A 19309-nucleotide genomic window follows, 5' to 3' on the forward strand; every position below is an offset into this window, starting at 1 on the left:
GCAAGCATCGCCATCGCCGCCCAGCAAGCTATTTTGCCCGGCCGCGCGCGATCGCCGTCAGGCCGAGCATCGCCGGGTCGGGCCGCATCACCAGCCAGGCCGGCACCGGTGCCAGCCATTCGCGGAACCTCCCCTTCGCCTCGAACCGCGCCCGGAACCGCGAGGCTGCCAGGTAGTCCGGGAAGCGCGGGCAGATGCCCCCCGCCACATAAACCCCGCCCTTCGCCCCGTAGAGCAGCGCCAGGTCCCCCGCCACGCTCCCCAGCATGGCGCAGAAGATGTCGAGCACCTCGGCGCAGCGCGCATCCACGCCCGCCAGCGCCCGTCGGGTGATCTCCGCCGCCTCGAGCGACTCGACGGTCGCCCCGTCCACCGCCGCCAGCCCGGCATGCAGGTTCTCGAGACCTTGCCCCGACAGCACCCGCTCCGCCGAGACATGTCCATGCCGCCCGCGTAGCCACTCCACCACCGCCGCCTCGCGCGGATCATGGGTGGCGATGCTGGCATGCCCGCCCTCCGTCACCAGTGCCTGCCCCGGTGGCAGGAAGGCCCCAATCCCGAGCCCCGTCCCCGGCCCCAGGACGGCCAGCGGCGCCCCCGCCTCCGCCTGTCCACCGCCCAGCGGATGCAGGTCGGCCCCGGCAAGGTCCGGCAACGCCCAGGACTGCGCCGCGAAGTCGTTCACCACCCGCACATGGCCGATGCCGAGCGCACGCCCGATGGCCGCGCCATCCACCACCCAGTCCCGATTGGTCAGCCGCACGGCGTTGCGATGGACCGGCCCGGCGACCGCCAGCACCGCCGCCTCGGGCGGCGTCGCCCCGCCGAGGAAATGCGCGATGGCCTCGACGATGCCGGGGAAGCCGTCGAGCGCCAGACTGGCCGGGTTGGTTGGGACCTCGCCCTCGGTCAGGGCGAAGCGGGCATTGGTGCCGCCGATATCGGCGAGGAGGGTCGTCATTCCGCCATTCTGACGGCGCTTCACCCCTCCCCGCCATCCCCGTCGATGTTACGCCACGCGGCGACGGGGCGGCAGCGGCGGAGGCGGGGGCGGCAAGGGCAGCGACTCGCAGGTGATGCAGAGGCCCCAGCGCTCCGCCAGCGCCCGCGGGTCCGGCCGGTGCGGCAGGCTTAGCCAGGCGGCGGCGATCAGCGCCGCCACCACCAGCGGTTCGAAGGCCGAGCCCGTCCGCACCAGCGGCAAGGCCCAGCTCCCCTTCAGTGGCCAGGCCAGCCGCAACCCGCCCGGCGTCAGCAGATCCGCGCCGAGATGGCTGAGATAGCCGATCACCAGCGGCCCGGCATATTCGGGCGGCACCTCTCCCCGCCGCAGCATCCAGCCGCAGGCCAGCACCGCCAGCAGCGAATGCGTCACCCCCCGGTGCCCGAGCAGCGCCGCCAGCAGGTCCGAGACCGGCCGCACCCGCCGCCCGACCCAGGATTTCGGATGGTCGATATCCGGCAGCAGCCCGCCCAGCGCCGCCAGCGCAAGCGCCCCCGGCGCCAGCGGCGGCTGGCCGAGATGGGGCGCGGCGGCCATCCAGGCCGCCATGCCGAGCGCAACATGGGAGCCCGCCATCATCGGCGTGCAGGTCCTTGCCGGAGGTGCCTGGAACGGAGCGTGAAGATTCCCGCGCAAATGCCGGAAAGTCCAGCCCTTTTCCGCCTGGCCGCGGATTGCTCAGTCGATCTCCGCCGCGCCCGGGCCCGACTCGACCTCATCCTCCCGCCGCAGCGGGACCTCCAGCGTGCAGACCAGCCCGCCCGGCTCCCAGGCGAGCGTCACCGCCCCCGCCAACTGTCCCCGCACCGTGCCTTCCAGCACCCGCGAGCCGAATCCGCGCCGCAGCGGCGTCGCAACAGGCGGCCCGCCCATCTCCGCCCAGCGCAAGGTCAGCACCGGCGTCGCCCCGCGTTCCACCGACCAGCGCACCGCCACGCAGCCCGAGGGCACCGACAGTGCCCCGTATTTCACCGCATTGGTCGCCAACTCGTGGATCGCCATGGCCAGCGGCTGCGCCGCCCGCGCCGGCAGGGCGACCGGCGGGCCTTCCAGCACCGCCCGCTGCCGCTCGCCGACGAAGGCCGCCAGCTCCCCCTCGACCAGTGCCCGCAGTTCCGCTCCGGACCAGCGATCCTCCGCCAGCAGCGTCTGCGCCCGCGCCAGCGCCGAGACCCGGCCGGCGATCGCCCGCCGGTAGCTCTCCAGGTCCGGCGCCAGGGTCAGCCGCACCGCCGCCTGCACCACGGCGAGCGCATTCTTCGCCCGGTGGTCGACCTCCCGCATCAGCAGCACCTGGCGCTCCTCCGCCGCCTTGCGCGCGCTGACGTCGAGCACCACGCCGACGACCTTGCTCGGTACCCCCCCGGCGCCAAACCGTATCTCCGCCCGCATCATCAGCCAGCGCACGGAGCCATCGGGCCAAAGATAGCGGTACTCCGCCTCGAAATGCCGCTCGCCCCGCGCCAGCGCCCCCTGGGCGATCGCCTGCAGCCGCTCCTGCTCGCCCGGCCAATAGCGCGCCCGCATCTCGGCGATGCCGGGGCTGGCATCCTCGGGAAAGCCGAGCAGCCGGTTCAGCTCCGGCGAGCCGATGACCCCTTCGGTGGCGACGTCGTATTCCCACACCGCCATCTGCCCCGCCTCGACCGCGAGGCGCAGCCGCGCCTCGCTCTCGCGCAGGGCCTCGGCCGCCTCCCAGGCCTCGGTGACATCCTGCAGCGTGCCGACATAGCGCACCGCCCGCTCCTCGCCGCCGATCCGCTCGAACAAGGCCCGGCCATGGGCGATGACGCGGCGCAGGCTGCCATCTGGCCGCACCAGGCGGTAATTGAAGACCGGCCGCTCCCGCAACGCCGGGTCCAGGGCCCGCCGCGCCGCCGCCGATGTCCCGGGGAGATCCTCCGGATGCGTCGCCCGCCGCACATCCTCGTAGCTCGGCTCCCGCTCCGGGTCGAAACCGCAGATCGCCTTGGCGCGCGGGGAATAGACGAAGCGGTTGGTCACCAGGTCCCAGTCCCAGATGCCGAGCCCGGCCGCCTCCGCGGCGAGGGCGAGCCGCGCCTCGCTTTCCCGCCGCTCGGCCTCGGCCCGCGCCCACTCGACCGCCGCCCAGGTCCGCTCGGCAACCTCATGGACGAGTTCAGCCTCCGCGGCCGACCAGCGCCGCGGCGCCATCTCGTGGACATAGAAGAATCCGTTGAGGGTCCCCGCCTTGACCAGCGGCGCCACCAGGAGCGCACGGACGCCGATCTCCGCCCAGGTCGCCGCCACCGCCTCGCCGGTGGTCCGCGGGTCGGAAAGGCAGTCCTCCACCACCAGCACGCGCCCGGTGCGCAGCTCGGCCGCGGCGGCCGGGCCGAAAGCGTCGAGTGCGCGCTGCTCTCCCGCACGCACCGGAATGCGCCCCTCGGTCCAGCCGCGGGTCACCCGCAGCATCCCGGTCGCGGCATCCACCTCGGCATAGCCGGCGCGCACCGCATCGAGATGCCGGCCTAGCATCTCGGCCGCGGCGGCCATGGCCTCATCCGGGTCGGCAAGGCCGCGCAGCCGCTCCTCGAGCGCGAGCAGGAAGGCCTGCCGCGCCTCGCTCTGCCGCAGCGCCTCGGTCGCACGGTGCTCCGTGGTGCGGTCGCGGAAGGCGACGCCGAGGCCGCGGGCGGTCGGGAAGGCGGTGACCTCGAGCCAGCGATCCGGGCGGGCCACGCCTTCCCGCTCCACGCGCATCGGCCGCCGGGTCGCCATCGCCTCGCGCAGCAAGGGCTCGAGCCAGCTGCCGCGCGCACCTTCCAGCACCTCCCAGATCGGCTGCCCCAGCGTCGCCTCGGCTGGCCGGCCGTAGTAGGCCACGCAACCCGCGTTGAAGGTCAGGAAGCGGAAGTCGCGGTCCAGCTCATAGGCGTTGTCGCCGAGCGCCTGGAACAGCGCCTCGCTCGCCAGGTCGAGCGCGTCCTTCCCGCGGTCGAAGCTCATTGGCTGGCCTCGCTGTGAGCCGTCACCCAAGGCCCTTTTTGCCTGACGACCGAACTTGCCGCGCCCGCCCCTACCCTTCAACCGGTATATGCCGCACGCCGCGCTGTTGTCGCATTGTTGCGCTCTCGGGGCGAGCCCGTCAGAGGCCTGTCAGGGACCGCAGGAACCGCTCCGCCGCCAGCTCCGGCGCCCAGGGCCGCCAGGGCTCGCCGCCGAAGACGGCGACCAGCGGATCCTCCTGCATCACCTTCGCCCGGATGCCGAGCGTCCCCCGCACCTCCTCCGGCGTCCATCCGGCGACATGCACCGCCTCGGCGGCGGCGAGAGCGATGTCGCAGGCCTTGTGCGCCCGCTTTTCCTCCGTCGTCCAGGCCGGCAGCGCATAGCGCAGCGCCACCACGCCTTGCAGCCGGGCCTGCAACTCGGCGAAGCCGGCGCCGAGGAAGGGCTTCAGCGGCGAGATGCAGTCGAAATTGATGAGCCCCTCCTCGGCATCGTGCAGCAGCTCGCGCCGCGCCTGGGCCAGGCTCAGCCGTGCCCGCGCCTGCCGCAGCGCCAGCACGGCGAGCGAATGCTGCGCGACGGAAAGCGGCGCCCCCGGCCAGACCGAATGCCCGCCCCAGCGAAAGGTCCGCGACAGGCCGATCGCCAGATCCTCCTCCGTCCAGTCGAAGGGCGTCGGCGAAAGGAGGTCGAGCCGCCGCCCGGAGGGCAGCCGCACCCAGGCCCGCGCCGCCATCACCCGGCCAGCAGCCGCCTCAGCTTGGCGACGGCGCTGTCCGGCGTGGTGAAGACCGGCCGCCCCGTTGCCGCCTCGACCAGCGGCGCCGCCCGCGCCAGGCTGAACTGCGCCAGCGCCACCACGTCGCAACCGGCGAGCGCCTTCGCCGCCTCGGCCGCCAGCCGGTCGTGCTCCCCGGCATTGCCCGCATCGAGCGCGGCGAGCGATCCCTCGGCGAGGCAGGTCACCACCTCCACATCCCCCGGAAACTCGGGCGGCATTGTCTCCAGCGTCAGCGGGAAACTCGCCAGCAGCCCGATCCGCGGCCTGCGCCCGGCGGCGATCCGCCGCGCCTCGGCGACCGCCGCCTCGATCATCGCCTCGTTCGGCTTCAGCACCGGCATCGGCGCCCGCTCCGCCGCCACCGCCTCGATGCAGGGGCCGAAGGCGGAGCAGGTGAAGAGGATCGCATCCGCCCCCGTTCCCGCCGCATAGCGCGAGAGGGTGAGGAAGCGCTCCGTCATCGCCGGCGTCAGCGCCCCGGCCCGCGCCAGGTCGGCCGAGAGGCTGTCGTCCAGCAGGTTCATCAGCACGGCCTCCGGCCAGGCGCGGCGGAAGGCGGCCTCGATCGGGGGCGGCGAATGCCGCAGGGCATGGATCAAGGCGATGCGCATCAGCCCCGCCTCGTGCAGCGCCGCAGCAGCGCGGGGAAGTCGCTGCAATCGGTGAAGGCGATCTCGTCCGCCCCCCGCCGCTCCACCCGCAGCACATCCGGGTTGCCGCCGCAGCCGAAGCCGAAATCCGGCGGCAGGCGGCTGCTGAAGGCGCTGCCCTGCGGCGCCGCCGGCAGGAAGCGGAATTCGAGGCCGTTCGGCTGCAGGGCCACGGTCTCGATCACCCGCTGCCGGTAGGGCGTGTCGAGCAGGCTGGCGCGCATGACGATGTCCTTGGTGAAGACCACCGTCGGGCTGCCGAAGCAGGCGGGCGTGTCGGCATCGTTCGGCGGGAAGATGCCGCCCGTCCAGGCGCCGAAGACCCATTCATGCGGCGGCCCCTGCCGCCCCTGCGCCCGCAGGATGCCGGGGGCGGCCAGCGAACCAGCGAGCGTCGCCATGGTGACAAGCAGGGCCCGACGACGCATCCGTCTCTCTCCAAGGGTTCCGTGATGGCTTCCTGTGTAGCGCCCTTCCCGCCGCAAGCCCAGGTGGCGAGGCCGCATGGGCCCTGTCGCCTGGCGACGGGCCGTGACGGCCCCTAGCAGCAACAGCCCGGGCGCGCCTTGCGCACGGAGGCGTGACTCGAAGCGGGAGCGACGAAACCGCCGCCCCGCCCGCCGCGTCTGCCGGGTACCGCAAGCCCCCAGGAGAAACCGCCATGGATTCCGACAGCCTCGTCGTTTGGCTCTTCGCCATGACGCTCATCGTCGGCGCCGCGCTCGGCGTCTGGCAATGGGCCCGCACCAAGCAGGCCAAGCGCACCAACGAGCATTCCGTGGCGACGACGCCGGAAGCCGGCCCGCAGCCGAAAGCCTAACTCCGGGGCAGCTCCTGCTCGACGAGCGTGGCGAAGTAGCTCGCCCCGACCGGCAGCAGATCGTCGTTGAAGTCGTAACGCGGATGGTGCACCGGCACCCCGCCGCGTTCCGCGCCTTTCTGCCCCATGAACAGGAAGGCGCCCGGCCGCTCGAGCAGCATGAAGGAGAAGTCCTCGCCGCCCATCACCGGCGGCAGGTTGCGATGCACCTTGGCATCGCCCAGCACCCGCGCCGCCGCCCGCGCCGCGCGGTCGCTCTCCGCCGCATGGTTCACTGTCGCCGGATACTTGCGGGTATAGACCACCTCCGCCTCGGCCTCATGCGCCGCCGCGGTGTTCCGCGCCACCAGCGGGATCAGCCGCTCCATGTCGTCGCGCACCTCCGGCAGCAGCGTCCGCACCGTGCCGCCCAGCTCCGCCACCTCGGGGATGACGTTCATCGCGCTCCCCGCATGGAATTGCGTGACGCTGATGACCGCGCTCTTCAGCGGATCGACCCGCCGCGCCACCAGCGCCTGCAGCCCGACGACGATCTGCGCCCCCACCATCACCGGGTCGATGGCGATATGCGGCTTCGCGGCATGCCCGCCGAGCCCCCGCACCGTGATGCTCAGCCCATCGGACGCCGCCATGATCGGCCCCGTCCCCGCCGAGCACTCGCCAAGCGGCAGATCCGGCGCGTTGTGGATTCCATAAACGGCATCGCAGGGGAAGCGGTCGAACAACCCCTCCTCCACCATCACCCGCCCGCCGCCGCCGCCCTCCTCGGCCGGCTGGAAGATGAAGGTGACCGTCCCGTCGAAATTCCGGGTCTCCGCCAGGTACTTCGCCGCCCCCAGCAGCGTCGCCGTATGCCCGTCATGGCCGCAGGCATGCATCCGCCCCGGGATGGTCGAGGCATGCGGCACCCCGCTCGCCTCGTCCATGGCGAGGCAGTCCATGTCGGCCCGCAGGCCGATGCTCCGGCCGCTCGCGCCATTGCGCAGCACCCCGACAACGCCGGTGGTGGCGAGGCCGCGATGCACCTCGATCCCCCACTCGGCGAGCTTCGCCGCCACGATCTCGCTGGTCCGCCGCTCCTCGAAGCCAAGTTCGGGATGTTGGTGGAAGTCGCGCCGCCAGGCCGTCATCTCGGCGGCATAGTCGGCGATGCGGTTGATGATGGGCATGCGGCGCTCCGGGGCTGGTTCGCCTGGACCAAAGCCCCGCCCGCGCCGCTTGTCGAGGGGGCCCGGAGGCAGGCGGCGCCCTGAGCGCCGCCCGCCGCGTCCGGTCAGCCGCGATGGCCTCGGGTATCGATCTCCGCCTCGGTCGCGGCCCAGCCATGCGGCATGCCGTCGCCATAGACCACCGCCTTGTCGCGCCCGCCGCCGACCGGCTGGCCGATGCGCCCCTCGCGCGCCTGCCCACCCGGCGCCGCACGGTAGCTGGTGTCGCGCCCGCCGCCCTGGATGGTGGCATGCGTGCCGCCGACGACGGTGTCCCCGCGCATCGGGCCGTAGGTGACGGCCGCCTCGGTGCCGCCGCCCGAAAGCAGCGGCGCCGCCCCGGCGGGCGCCATCACGGCCGCGGCGCTCATGGACAATCCAAGGGCAGCGGCAAGCAAACTGGTGCGGAACATCGGTTTGATACTTTCTCCTCCTCCGGCACTCACATGGCCCCATACCATCATGGCCCAGAGGTAACGGCTACACTAACAGCCGTCCATAAATCCGGTTCGTGTTTCCGAATGAAACGGGTCGTTGCGCCCGAACCGCCTACCCCACCATGCGTTGGCGCCGGCGTGACCTATTTCATGTTCGCCACCGGCATCGAGAACAGCGACCCGACCATCGAAGGGGGCCGCATCCGACGCGATCAGATGGAGGAATGCGGCCACTACGCCCGCTGGCGGGAGGATCTTGCCCTTGTTGCCGAGACCGGCTGCGGCTTCCTCCGCATCGGCCCTGCGCTCCACCGCACCCTGCTCGCCCCCGGCCGCCACGACTGGGACTATGCCGATGCCGTCTTCCCCGAGATGCGCCGGCTGAAGATCGTCCCCATCGTCGATCTCTGCCATTTCGGCGTGCCGAACTGGCTCGGCGACTTCCAGAACCCCGACTTCCCCGCCGCCTTCGCCGCCTACGCCCGCGCCTTCGCCGAGCGCTTCCCCTGGGTGCAGCTTTACACCCCAGTGAACGAGATGTTCATCACGGCGGTCTTTTCCGCCCGCTACGGCTGGTGGAACGAGCAGCTCCGCACCGACCGCGGCTTCGTCACCGCCCTCAAGCACATCGTCCGCGGCAATGTCCTGGCGATGGAGGCGATCCTCGAGGTCCGCCCCGATGCCATCTTCATCCAGAGCGAGTCGTCGGAATACTTCCACGCCGACAGCCCCGCCGCCATCGGCCCCGCCGAGGTGAAGAACGCCGAGCGCTTCCTTACCCTCGACCTCAACTATGGCCGCCGCGTCGATTCGGAGATGTACGCCTACCTCCTCGACAACGGCATGACGCGCGAGGAATACCGCTTCTTCATGGATCACCGGCTGAAGCGCTGGTGCATCATGGGCAACGACTACTACGTCACCAACGAGCATCTGGTCTCCGCCGACGGCAGCACCCGCGCCTCGGGCGAGATCTTCGGCTACGCCACCATCACCAGGCAGTACCACGACCGCTACCGCCTGCCGGTGATGCACACCGAGACCAACCTGCAGCAGGGACCGCACGGCGACGAGGCCGTGCAATGGCTCTGGAAGCAATGGGCCAACGTGCTGCGCGTCCGTAATGACGGCGTGCCGATCGTCGGCTTCACCTGGTTCTCGCTCACCGACCAGGTGGACTGGGATACCGCGCTCCGCGAGCGCAATGGCCGCGTCAATCCGCTCGGCCTCTACGACCTCGACCGCCGCATCCGCCCGGTCGGCGAGGCCTACAGGAAGCTCATCGCCGACTGGCGCGACGTCCTGCCGGCGCAGAGCCTCTGCCTCCAGGTCCCGGTCCACATGCTGCGTGACCGGGACGGATGGCCAGAGGGAGAAGGTGTCTAGCCTCCCGCCACCCCCTGCGTGTTGACGTAGAGCGAGAAGAGCGACTGCGCCGCCGACATGAACAGGCGGTTCCGGTGCAGTCCGCCGAAGCAAAGATTGGCGCAGCGCTCCGGCAGGTGGATATGCCCGATCGGCGCGCCGGCGCTGTTGAACACCCGCACGCCGTCCAGCTCCGGCGTCATGCCCCAGCCGCACCAGAGATTGCCGTCAATATCGACGCGGAACCCGTCCGGCGTCTCCTCCATCCCGCAGGCGATGAAGACCCGCCGGTTGCGCAAGCTGTCGCCCGCCACGTCATAGGCGAGGATGTTGCGCGGCGAGCCCCGGCTCTCGACGACATAGAGCAGGCTTTCATCCGGGCTGAAGGCGAGGCCGTTCGGGTGGTCGATGTCGTCGGCGACGCAGGTAATCGCTCCCGTCTTCCCATCGACGCGGTAGAGATTGGTATGCGGCAGCTCCGCCTCGGTCTTGATGCCCTCGTAGAAGGCGTAGGTGCCGAAGGGCGGGTCGGTGAACCAGACCGATCCATCCGACTTCACCACTACATCGTTCGGGCTGTTCAGCCTTTTGCCCTGGTAGCTGTCGGCGAGGACGGTGGTGCTGCCGTCATGCTCGAAGCGTACCACGCGCCGCCCGGCATGCTCGCAGGCGACGATGCGCCCCTCGCGGTCGCGCGTATGGCCGTTGGCGTTGTTGGAGGGCCGCTGCCAGTCGCAGACCTGCCCCGTCGCCTCGTCCCATTTCAGGACGCGGTTGTTGGGGATGTCCGACCACAGCAGGCAGCGCATGTCGCCGAGCCAGACCGGCCCCTCGCCCCAGCGCGAGCCGGTCCAGAGCCGCTCCACCGCCGACAGGGCCAGGTGATACTTCCTGAAGGCGGGGTCGAGGGCGACGATCGACGGGTCCGGGTAGCGTTCGCTCGGCTGCCAGCGTCCGGTCATGGCGGTTCCTTCCCAGGGTGGGCGCCGATCCTGCCCCCGCCCCGCCGCCCACGCCAGACCCGCAGGCGCATGAACCGGGCGGTGGGAATTTCAGGATGGGCGCGGTGCGGCTTGGCGGACCTCCCGGGCCGGCGGCTGACGCCGGTGCCGCTGCAGGTGACACGCGACACGAATGGTTGGCAGGTGCCCCCGGATGGACGGCAAGCGACCGGCCTTCTGGCCGCTGCCCACAAGGCGAAGCCTTTCTGGCTGGCGGCACGCGCGTTATCCCCCTTGGCGTGACGGCGCCGGGCGGCGCGCTCTTCCCGCTCGACCGCAACCCCATATGGGCGGATTTCACGCCCTGGGAGCGCGACCGGCTGCGCGTGGCGGCCGGCTACAGCGCCCCACCCAGCGCTGGGGCGGCGCCAAGCGCCGCGGCGACCGCCGCATAGGCCAGCGGCCGCTCGGCCTTGACGGCATGGTCGAGCATGGCGGCCGCTACCGCTTCACCGCCGCCGCAGCGCGCGGCGAAGAGGCAGGGCAGCGCATCGCAGCCGAAGACGGCACAGTACCGCTGCAGGGCGGCGGCGAGGCCGGGATGGGCGGTGGCGGGGTCTGGCATGGCTTCCCTTCCTGATCAGGAGGTAAGCGAAGCGCGGGCCGGAGCATCATCCATCCGATGGATGCGTCTTATCCGGGTTCCGTATTGGCCCTTGGCGGAGGCGAGGGCCATCTTCCGTTCAACAGGCGAGGCAGACAGGGTTTTCCAGCCCAGCCGCCCGCCCCCCGGAAGGAGAACCAGAGTATGATCCGCAATACCGTATTCGCTTCAGTGATCGCCCTCGCCGCGGCCGGTGCCGCCCAGGCGCAGGATGCCGGCCCCCGCCTGGTCGGCGGCGGTGCCGATGGCGGTCCGCGCGTCGAGTACGCGGTTCCGAGCCAGAACGTTGTCGGCGGCGGCTATGCCCGCATCACCGGCGAGAGCCTCAGCCGCGGCCTGGCCTATTCGGGCCCGACCGCGACCCAGGGCAATAGCGGCTACGTCACCCGCCTCGTCGGCGGCGGCCGCGAGCAGGCCCTCGTCCTCGTCCCCGCCTCGGAGGCCAGCCCGACGCTGGCCGGCCGGCTCGCCGGTCAGGGTGGCTAAGTTCGGGATCAGGAGCTAGAGATCACGGCAGGGCGCCTCCGGGCGCCCTTTCGTATGCCCGGGCCGAAGCACCCGCTCTGTCCCGGTGCTTTTCCGCGGAAGGCAAGCAAGGCCTCAGGCTTCAAACGCCAACCAGGGGCGCCTGCAGCGCCGCGCCGTGGTTCCTTGGGAAATGGCTAGCGCCCAGCCCTGCGCTGCCGGTCCGCATCGGCCAGCGCCCTGGCCGTCTCCACCAGCGCCCGCCGCACCCCGGCATTGGCGATGGCGTTGAAGGCATGGACTAGGCTGTCCACCCGCTCGCCCCTCGCGCCCTGCAGCAGGTCGCCTTGGCCCAGCAGGTCATCCACCGCCACCCCGCAGGTCACCGCCCAGGCCGGCAGGCGGGAGGCGCAGAGACGGTTCTGCCCGGTTTCGTATTTCTGGATCTGCTGCGGGCTCACGCCGAGCGCCTGGCCCATCTGCGCCAGGGTCACCCCGGCGTCCACCCGCGCCTGGCGAAGGCGCCGATGGATCGGCCCGCCAAGGGAGGGAGCCAGGGCGATGGGGCGCAGCGGCTCGACATCGGTGAGGGCGGTGCTGTGCGACATGGCTTCTTGATCCCTCGCCATTCTTCAAAGCGTAGGACTTCCATCTACCTGTAGCTGTAGTGAATCGCTGACACGGTCCCAAGAGTGAAAAGGGTGCGACCGGCCGCCATCATTTGCAATTCCGAAACGAAAAGGATGGCTTTCCTTGTCGTCCCATATAGGATTATAATCCAGCCAACATCGGCCGTGCCGCGCCTTCCGGCCAAGGGTCATTCAAGCCTTCAAACCCTCAATTCCCAGTCCGAAACGCTGCTTGCCCAAAGGCTTGCTCGCCACCCGTTTGAAGCGGCCAGGCAATTGAAGCGGGCGGAGGCCGCCGCCCTTTCTCCGCCCCTCGTCAAAGGTCTATCATCCGCCCATGCTCCCGGCGCAGGCTGCCCGGAAGCGGCCGCGCCGGCCCCCCCCGCCCGCGGCCGGCTTTCGCCCGGCCCCCGCTCCTCCCCCCAGCCCTTCCCGTGCGGTGCGCCGCAGCGGTTGGCGCTGGCTGCGCTGGCCGTTGCTCGTCGCCATCTGGGGCAGCCTCGCCCTGGCCCTGCTGCTGCTGGTCTTCGCCTGGGATCTGCCGCGGCCCGACAGCCTGCCCGCCGCCACCCGCCGCCCCGCCGTCACCCTGCTTGCGGCGGACGGCACGGTGCTGGCCAACCAGGGCGACCTTTATGGCGAGGTCGTCCGCCTGCGCGACCTGCCCGCCCATCTTCCGGCGGCGCTCATGGCCATCGAGGACCGCCGCTTCCGCAGCCATCCCGGCATCGACCTCTGGGGCATGGCCCGCGCCGCCCATGCCAATTGGCGCGCGGGCGAGGTGGTGCAGGGCGGCTCCACCCTCACCCAGCAGCTGGCGAAGAATCTGTTCCTGACGCCGGAGCGGAATTTCCGCCGCAAGGCGCAGGAGGCCCTGCTGGCCCTCTGGCTGGAGCGCCGCTTCAGCAAGGACCAGCTGATGGAGATCTACCTCAACCGCGTCTATCTCGGCGCCGGCGCCTATGGGGTGGATGCGGCGGCGCGGCTGTTCTTCGGCGTGTCGGCGCGGCGCCTCCAGCTTTGGCAATCCGCCCTGCTGGCCGGGCTGCCGAAGGCGCCGTCGCGCCTCAACCCGCGCGCCTCGCCCGACCTCGCCGTCGCCCGCGCCTCCGAGGTGTTGGAGGCGATGGTCGCCACCCACGCCATCACGAAGGCGCAGATGGAGGCGGAGCTGTCCCGCATGCGCCTGCCGCCGCCGCGCGCCGGCCAGGCCGGCTGGTTCGCCGACTGGGCGCTGGAGGATCTGGGCGAGAGCTTCCCCGGCAATGCCGACCTGACGCTTCGCGCCACGCTCGATACCCGGTTGCAGGCGGTGGTGGAAGCGCGGCTCGAGGCCCTGCTCGCCGGGCCGGGGGCGCGGGCCGGCGTCTCACAGGGCGCCGTCATCGTGCTCGATGCCGCGAGCGGCGCCGTCCGCGCCATGGCCGGAGGGCGGGACTACCGCGGCAGCCAGTTCAACCGGGCGACCGATGCGCGGCGCCAGCCCGGCTCCGCCTTCAAGCCGGTCTATTACCTGGCGGCCTTGGAACAGGGGATGCGGCCGGACGACGCGGTGTCCGACCTGCCGCTCACCCTCGGCGGCTGGTCGCCGGGCAACGGCACTTGGCGCGCCCGCGGCGAGATCACCATGGAGGAGGCGCTGGCCAACTCCGTCAACACCGCGGCCGTCAGAGTGCTCTACCGTGCCGGCGGCCCGAAGGGGGCGATGGAGATGGCCGCCCGCCTCGGCATCGAGGGCCGCTTCCCGAGGGATGCCTCGCTGGCGCTGGGCACCGGGGAGGTGAGGCTGCTCGACCTCGCCGCGGGCTATGCGACGATCGCCAATGGCGGAATGCGCGTCATCCCCTTCGGCCTCGCCGCCGCCAGCGCCGGCGGCCGCCCCCTGCCGATGATCCGCGCCGCGCCGCGCCGCGCCGTCGCCGCCGAGCATGCGGCCGCGCTGCGGCGGATGCTGGAGGCCGTCGTCGCCCAGGGCAGCGGCCGCGCCGCCGCCGTACCGGGCCGCACCGTCGCCGGCAAGACCGGAACGACCCAGGATTCGCGCGATGCCTGGTTCATCGGCATGATGGGCGGGCAGGTGATCGGCGTCTGGCTCGGCAATGACGATGCCCGGCCGATGGACGACGTGCGCGGTGGCACCCTTCCTGCCCGGCTGTTCCGCGACGTGGCCGAGTCCCTGCCCTGATAGAGGGTGCAGACGGCGGATAACCGCGATACACCACAGGTTATGACGGGCCAGCCCCCCACCCAGACCGATTCGGCCACCGAGATCCAGGCCAAGCGCCTTGCCAGCGTCGCCACGCTGGCGCGGCCGGTGCAACACGACATCAACAACCTGCTGACGGTTGTTTTCGCCAACCTGGAGTTGTTGAAGCGCACCGCCGCCGCCGGTGGGCCGCAGCGCCAGCTCGACCGCATCCAGGAGGCGGCGAAGCGGCTGGAGGGCTCGACCCGGGCCATCCTCAGCCTGCTGCGCCGGCCGGTCGGGCAGACCGCGGCACTCAGGATGTCGGACATCCTCCGCCCCATACACCCGCTGCTGGTGTTGCTGCTGCCGACCGGCGGCGCCTTGCGGCTCGACCTACCGGAGCAGGACCCGCCAGTGCTGGTGGACCGGGCCGCCTTCGAGGACGCCCTGCTGGCGATGGCGCGCGAAGCGGCGGAGGCGATGCCGCGCGGCGGCGCCCTGAGCATGGCGCTTGAGGAGCACGGCGGCGGCGTAGCACTTGCCATCCGCCACCCGGAGGGGATGGCGTTGCCGGGCCTTGAGGCCTTGGCCGCCCTCGCCCGCGACAGCGGCGGATCGGCGAACCTCGCGCCGGACGGGCTGCGGCTCACCCTGCCGGCGGCACCAGCCGCCGGGTGATGCGCCCGGCGATTGGGACCGGCGCCCGCATTTTGGGCAAATTACGTCTCGCGAGCCGGTAAAGCTTAACCGATTGCTTCGCAATGCCGTGACGCTCTGCTATCGGCCGCAGTCCGGCGGTGCGAGGGCCGATAGGGCGTTGCCTCGGCAATGCTCCGTGGCGCAGCATTTGCTGGACAAGCAGGGACAGGAGCCCCGGACAGGGGCGTCCAGAACGGGAGACGGAGTTGATGCCCCAATTCGGGCTTTTCTTGAAACGTGCTCTGGGCATGGCAGCCCTGGGCCTGACGCTGGCCCTGCCGGGCCACGCCCAGGCGCAGCAGGCGGCGCCGGCCAATACCCTTGATGCCGTCCGCGGCCGCGGGCAGCTGGTCTGCGGCGTGAACACCGGCCTTGCCGGCTTCGCCCAGCCCGACAGCCAGGGCGTCTGGCGCGGCTTCGACGTCGACTACTGCCGCGCCGTCTCGGCCGCCGTATTCGGTGACCCGAACAAGGTGCGCTATGTGCCGACCACCCCCCAGGTGCGCTTCACCGCGCTGCAATCGGGCGAGGTGGACCTGCTGTCCCGCAACACCACCTGGACGCTGTCGCGCGACACCGCGCTCGGTCTCGACTTCGCCGCGACCAACTTCTTCGACGGCCAGGGCTTCATGGTGAGGTCGAGCCTCGGCCTGAAGTCGGCGAAGGAGCTGGAGGGCGCCACCATCTGCGTCCAGCCCGGCACCACGACGGAGCAGAACCTCGCCGACTGGGCGCGGGCCAACCGCATCCGCTTCACCCCGGTGGTAATCGAGCGGCTGGAGGAGATCGTCGCCGCCTTCATCAGCGGCCGGTGCGACGCCTTCACCACGGACGTCTCCGGCCTGGCCGCGACGCGCTCGGCTCAGCAGAAGCCGGATGACTACCTCATCCTTCCCGAAGTCATCAGCAAGGAGCCGCTGGCACTCGGCGTGCGGCAGGGCGATGCGCGCTTCGCCGACATCGTCCGCTGGACCCACTTCCTGCTGCTGAGCGCCGAGGAGTTCGGCATCAACCAGGCCAACATCGACCAGATGGCGAACGACCCGCGGCCCGAGGTGCAGCGCATGCTCGGCCGCAACGGGGAGCTCGGCAAGATGCTCGGCCTCGACAACCTTTGGGCCGTGAACGTCATCAAGGCCGTCGGCAACTATGCTGAGATCTTCGACCGCCACCTGAAGCCCATCGGCATCCAGCGCGGGCCGAACGCGCTCTGGACCACCACCGGCGGGCTGCAATACTCGCCGCCCTTCCGCTGATACCTCAAGGGGCCGGCCAGGCGGCCGGTCCCGCCATCGGCCTGGAGCAAGAGGGCGCCATGTCCCAGACCACAATCGACCCGCGTTCGCTGCGCGCCCCGCCCCGGCGGCCGCTGCGGCTTTCCTGGTCCGACGAACGGGTCCGCGCCATCGTCTGGCAGGTCCTCGTCGTTGGCATCATCGGCGCCATCGTCTGGTGGCTCTGGTCGAACACCGTCCACAACCTCGAGGTGCGGCGCATCGCCACCGGCTTCGGCTTTCTCGGCCGCGAGGCGGGGCTGCCGATCGCCGAGAACCTCATACCCTACAGCCCGACCGACACCTATTTCCGCGCCCTGCTCATCGGCCTGCTGAACACGCTGAAGGTCGCCGTCGTCGGCATCGTGCTTGCGACGGTCTTCGGCACGCTGATCGGCATCGCGCGCCTCTCGAAGAACTGGCTGCTCTCCAAGATCGCCGGCGTCTATATCGAGGTGATCCGCGACCTGCCGCTGCTGCTGCAGCTGCTCTTCTGGTACGCGATCCTCCAGGGCCTGCCCGGTCCGCGCCAGGCCTTGCACCCGGTGGGCGGCGTCTTCCTTTCCAACCGCGGGCTCAAGCTGCCCTGGATCGAATGGCAGGACGCGCATTCCTATGCGCTGCTGGCCTTCGCGCTGGGCGCGCTCTTCACCTGGTTCTACCGGCGCGACGCCATCCGCAAGCGCATCCTCGACGGCAGGCCGCGGCCGGTCTGGCCGGTGGCGCTCGGCTGCCTCCTCGTGCTGCCGGTGGCCATCTGGGCCGCGGCCGGGGCGCCCTGGACTGTCGACTGGCCGGAGCTGCGCGGCTTCAACTTCCGCGGCGGGCTCAACATGAGCCCCGAGTATTTCGCCCTGCTGCTGGGGCTGACCACCTACACGGCCGGCTTCATCGCCGAGATCGTGCGCGCGGGCATCCTCGCCGTGCCGCATGGCCAGTGGGAGGCGGCGCAGGCGCTCGGCCTCCGCCCCGGCCAGGTGCTGAAGCAGGTGGTGCTGCCCCAGGCGCTGCGCGTCATCATCCCGCCGATGACCAGCCAGTACCTCAACATCACCAAGAACAGCAGCCTGGCAGTGGCGATCGGCTACCAGGACATCGTCTCGATCGCCAACACGACGCTGAACCAGACCGGCCAGGCGATCGAGGGCATCGCCATCATCATGCTGGTCTATCTCTCGATCAGCCTGTCGATCAGCCTGTTCATGAATTGGTACAACGCAAGAATCGCCTTGGTGGAGCGCTGAGCCCATGAGCGACATCACCCTCAACGCCAGCGCCAAGGTTGCCGAGGCGGCGCCGCGCAGCGCGCCGATCTCCCAGGTCGGCTTCGTCGGCTGGATGCGGGCCAACCTCTTCTCCGGCTGGCTCTCGACCGCCGTCACCCTGCTGCTGGCCTACATGATCGTCCGCTGGGCGATCGGCTTCGTCGACTGGGCCTTCATCAACGCGGTCTGGTCGGTGCCGAACAACCAGACTCAGGCCTGTCGCGACCTGCGCGGCACCGGCGCCTGCTGGGCGGTGATCACCGAGAAGCACCGCTTCATCCTCTTCGGCACCTACCCCTATGAGGAGCACTGGCGCCCGGCGCTCTGCATCGCGCTTTTCGTCGGGCTCTACATCGTCTCCGCCATGCGGCGCTTCTGGCGGAAGGAGCTCGCGCTGATCTGGGTCGGCGTGCTGACGCTGATCGGCGTGCTGATGTGGGGTGGCGTGCTGGGGATGCCCTATGTGCCGCAGGAGCGTTGGGGCGGCCTCGTCATCACCCTGATCCTGGCGACCTTCGGCCTGGCGCTCGCCTTCCCGCTCGCCATTCTGGTGGCGCTCGGGCGGCGGTCGAAGCTGCCGGCGATCAAGGCGCTGTGCGTGCTCTATGTCGAGCTGATCCGCGGCGTGCCGCTCATCTCGCTGCTCTTCATGGCAAGCGTGATGTTCCCGCTCTTCCTCCCCGAGGGGATGAACATCGACAAGCTGCTGCGCGCCCAGCTCGCCATCATCCTCTTCGCCGGCGCCTATCTGGCCGAGGTGGTCCGCGGCGGGCTGCAGTCGCTGTCCAAGGGGCAGTACGAGGCGGCGGACGCGCTCGGCCTCTCCTACTGGCAAAAGACCGGCTTCATCATCCTGCCGCAGGCGCTGCGCCTCGTGATCCCGCCGCTGGTGAACACCTTCATCGGCTTCTTCAAGGACACCTCGCTGGTGCTCATCATCGGCATCTTCGACCTGCTGACCGCGGGCAAGACGGCGATCATCGAGCCGGCCTGGCAGGGCTTCGGCATCGAGGTCTATCTCACCGTCGGCGCCATCTACTTCATCTTCTGCTTCGCCATGAGCAAGTACAGCCAGGGCCTGGAGGCGGAGCTCAACCGCCACCGTGCGCGCTGAGGGGAACCAAACGATGAGCGAGACCCTGGACCACATCGCCTCGGCCGCGCGGACGGATGCCCCGCCGGCCATCCTGCTCGACAAGGTCAACAAGTGGTACGGCGCGCTGCACGTGCTGCGCGACGTGTCCCTCAACGTGGCGCTCGGCGAACGGGTAGTGGTCTGCGGGCCGTCCGGCTCCGGCAAGTCCACCATGATCCGCTGCATCAACCGGCTGGAGACGCATCAGGAAGGCACAATCAAGGTCAACGGGATCGAGCTCTCCGACGACCTCAAGGCGCTGGACGACATCCGCCGCGAGGTCGGCATGGTGTTCCAGAGCTTCAACCTCTTCCCCCACCTCACCATCCTCGAGAATTGCACCCTGGCGCCCATCTGGGTCCGCCGGATGCCGAAGAAGGAGGCGGAGGAGCTGGCGATGCACTACCTGACCCGGGTGCGCATCCCGGAGCAGGCGAAGAAATATCCCGGCCAGCTCTCGGGCGGGCAGCAGCAGCGCGTCGCCATCGCCCGCGCGCTCTGCATGAAGCCGAAGATCATGCTGTTCGACGAGCCGACCTCGGCGCTCGACCCGGAGATGATCAAGGAGGTACTCGACACCATGGTCGGCCTGGCCGAGACGGGCATGACCATGATCTGCGTCACCCATGAGATGGGCTTCGCCCGGCAGGTGGCGGACCGGGTGGTGTTCATGGACCGCGGCGAGATCGTCGAGATCGGCGAGCCGAACCACCTGTTCGAGAACCCGCAGACCGAGCGGTTGAAGACCTTCCTTAGCCAGATCCTCCGGGGGCACTAGGCCTCCGGCGGGCCGGGCCCCCGCCCCGGGGCCG

General features: G+C 70.6%; 20 protein-coding genes. 9 read left to right on the forward strand and 11 right to left on the reverse strand.

The window, feature by feature from the left end; all coding sequences use genetic code 11:
- Positions 1–28: 28 nt before the first annotated feature.
- The 6 genes from glk to LH62_RS07360 all read right to left on the reverse strand — a co-directional run bounded on the left by glk (position 29) and on the right by LH62_RS07360 (position 5835).
- The gene (gene glk / locus LH62_RS07335; protein ID WP_043360267.1) at positions 29–961 is read right to left on the reverse strand and encodes a glucokinase; all 933 of its coding nucleotides are present in this window, start codon (positions 959–961) and stop codon (positions 29–31) included.
- 48 nt (positions 962–1009) lie between these two features.
- Positions 1010–1582 (reverse strand): metal-dependent hydrolase, encoded by a 573-nt coding sequence (locus LH62_RS07340; RefSeq protein WP_052213866.1) that lies wholly within the window; start codon positions 1580–1582, stop codon positions 1010–1012.
- Between the two features lie 99 nt (positions 1583–1681).
- A complete protein-coding gene (locus LH62_RS28135; RefSeq protein WP_052213869.1) occupies positions 1682–3973 on the reverse strand; it encodes an HWE histidine kinase domain-containing protein in 2292 nt (763 codons plus the stop codon).
- A gap of 139 nt (positions 3974–4112) precedes the next feature.
- Entirely contained in the window at positions 4113–4712 is a 600-nt protein-coding gene (locus tag LH62_RS07350) for a phosphohydrolase (protein WP_043360269.1), read from the reverse strand.
- Positions 4712–5368 carry an arylsulfatase gene (locus LH62_RS07355; RefSeq protein ID WP_043360271.1) on the reverse strand — a complete coding sequence of 219 codons (657 nt, stop codon included), beginning with the start codon at positions 5366–5368 and terminating at the stop codon, positions 4712–4714. The genes LH62_RS07350 and LH62_RS07355 overlap by 1 nt, the downstream gene beginning before the upstream one ends.
- Positions 5368–5835 carry a hypothetical protein gene (locus LH62_RS07360; RefSeq protein ID WP_043360273.1) on the reverse strand — a complete coding sequence of 156 codons (468 nt, stop codon included), beginning with the start codon at positions 5833–5835 and terminating at the stop codon, positions 5368–5370. The genes LH62_RS07355 and LH62_RS07360 overlap by 1 nt, the downstream gene beginning before the upstream one ends.
- A gap of 233 nt (positions 5836–6068) precedes the next feature.
- Here LH62_RS07360 and LH62_RS31045 point away from each other — a divergent pair, with 233 nt between their 5' ends.
- Positions 6069–6227, forward strand: coding sequence for a hypothetical protein (locus LH62_RS31045; RefSeq protein WP_160299792.1), 159 nt, complete (start codon positions 6069–6071; stop codon positions 6225–6227).
- Here the strand turns inward: LH62_RS31045 and LH62_RS07365 are convergent.
- Entirely contained in the window at positions 6224–7396 is a 1173-nt protein-coding gene (locus LH62_RS07365) for a M20 aminoacylase family protein (RefSeq protein WP_043360275.1), read from the reverse strand. The two genes, LH62_RS31045 and LH62_RS07365, sit on opposite strands and share 4 nt — an antisense overlap.
- Positions 7397–7500: 104 nt before the next feature.
- A complete protein-coding gene (locus LH62_RS28140) occupies positions 7501–7806 on the reverse strand; it encodes a hypothetical protein (RefSeq protein ID WP_052213871.1) in 306 nt (101 codons plus the stop codon).
- 204 nt (positions 7807–8010) lie between these two features.
- Here LH62_RS28140 and LH62_RS07375 point away from each other — a divergent pair, with 204 nt between their 5' ends.
- Positions 8011–9258: a family 1 glycosylhydrolase gene (locus LH62_RS07375; RefSeq protein WP_201445443.1), complete on the forward strand. Its 1248-nt coding sequence runs from the start codon at positions 8011–8013 to the stop codon at positions 9256–9258.
- Here LH62_RS07375 and LH62_RS07380 read toward each other — a convergent pair.
- Positions 9255–10199 carry an SMP-30/gluconolactonase/LRE family protein gene (locus LH62_RS07380; protein ID WP_043360279.1) on the reverse strand — a complete coding sequence of 315 codons (945 nt, stop codon included), beginning with the start codon at positions 10197–10199 and terminating at the stop codon, positions 9255–9257. The two genes, LH62_RS07375 and LH62_RS07380, sit on opposite strands and share 4 nt — an antisense overlap.
- Positions 10200–10575: 376 nt before the next feature.
- Positions 10576–10803 (reverse strand): hypothetical protein, encoded by a 228-nt coding sequence (locus LH62_RS07385; protein WP_043360281.1) that lies wholly within the window; start codon positions 10801–10803, stop codon positions 10576–10578.
- Positions 10804–10986: 183 nt separating this feature from the next.
- On the opposite strand from LH62_RS07385, the gene LH62_RS07390 reads away from it, so the two are divergent.
- Positions 10987–11328, forward strand: a complete 342-nt coding sequence (locus tag LH62_RS07390; RefSeq protein ID WP_043360283.1) for a hypothetical protein — start codon at positions 10987–10989, stop codon at positions 11326–11328.
- A gap of 176 nt (positions 11329–11504) precedes the next feature.
- Here the strand turns inward: LH62_RS07390 and LH62_RS07395 are convergent, their stop codons facing one another.
- Positions 11505–11915 carry a helix-turn-helix domain-containing protein gene (locus tag LH62_RS07395; protein ID WP_052213881.1) on the reverse strand — a complete coding sequence of 137 codons (411 nt, stop codon included), beginning with the start codon at positions 11913–11915 and terminating at the stop codon, positions 11505–11507.
- A gap of 460 nt (positions 11916–12375) precedes the next feature.
- On the opposite strand from LH62_RS07395, the gene LH62_RS07400 reads away from it, so the two are divergent.
- The 6 genes from LH62_RS07400 to LH62_RS07425 all read left to right on the forward strand — a co-directional run bounded on the left by LH62_RS07400 (position 12376) and on the right by LH62_RS07425 (position 19275).
- On the forward strand, positions 12376–14121 hold the full coding sequence (locus tag LH62_RS07400; RefSeq protein WP_043360284.1) for a transglycosylase domain-containing protein: 1746 nt from the start codon (positions 12376–12378) through the stop codon (positions 14119–14121).
- 42 nt (positions 14122–14163) lie between these two features.
- Complete coding sequence (locus tag LH62_RS07405) at positions 14164–14802, forward strand: histidine kinase dimerization/phospho-acceptor domain-containing protein (protein WP_043360285.1); 639 nt, start codon at positions 14164–14166, stop codon at positions 14800–14802.
- Between the two features lie 269 nt (positions 14803–15071).
- Entirely contained in the window at positions 15072–16079 is a 1008-nt protein-coding gene (locus tag LH62_RS07410) for an amino acid ABC transporter substrate-binding protein (RefSeq protein ID WP_043365353.1), read from the forward strand.
- A 59-nt stretch (positions 16080–16138) separates the two neighbouring features.
- On the forward strand, positions 16139–17341 hold the full coding sequence (locus LH62_RS07415) for an amino acid ABC transporter permease (RefSeq protein ID WP_052213883.1): 1203 nt from the start codon (positions 16139–16141) through the stop codon (positions 17339–17341).
- Positions 17342–17345: 4 nt separating this feature from the next.
- Positions 17346–18476: an amino acid ABC transporter permease gene (locus LH62_RS07420; RefSeq protein WP_043360287.1), complete on the forward strand. Its 1131-nt coding sequence runs from the start codon at positions 17346–17348 to the stop codon at positions 18474–18476.
- A gap of 13 nt (positions 18477–18489) precedes the next feature.
- Complete coding sequence (locus tag LH62_RS07425) at positions 18490–19275, forward strand: amino acid ABC transporter ATP-binding protein (protein WP_043360290.1); 786 nt, start codon at positions 18490–18492, stop codon at positions 19273–19275.
- Positions 19276–19309: the final 34 nt, after the last annotated feature.

The sequence above is a fragment of the Belnapia sp. F-4-1 genome, from assembly GCF_000802185.1.
GTDB lineage: Bacteria > Pseudomonadota > Alphaproteobacteria > Acetobacterales > Acetobacteraceae > Belnapia.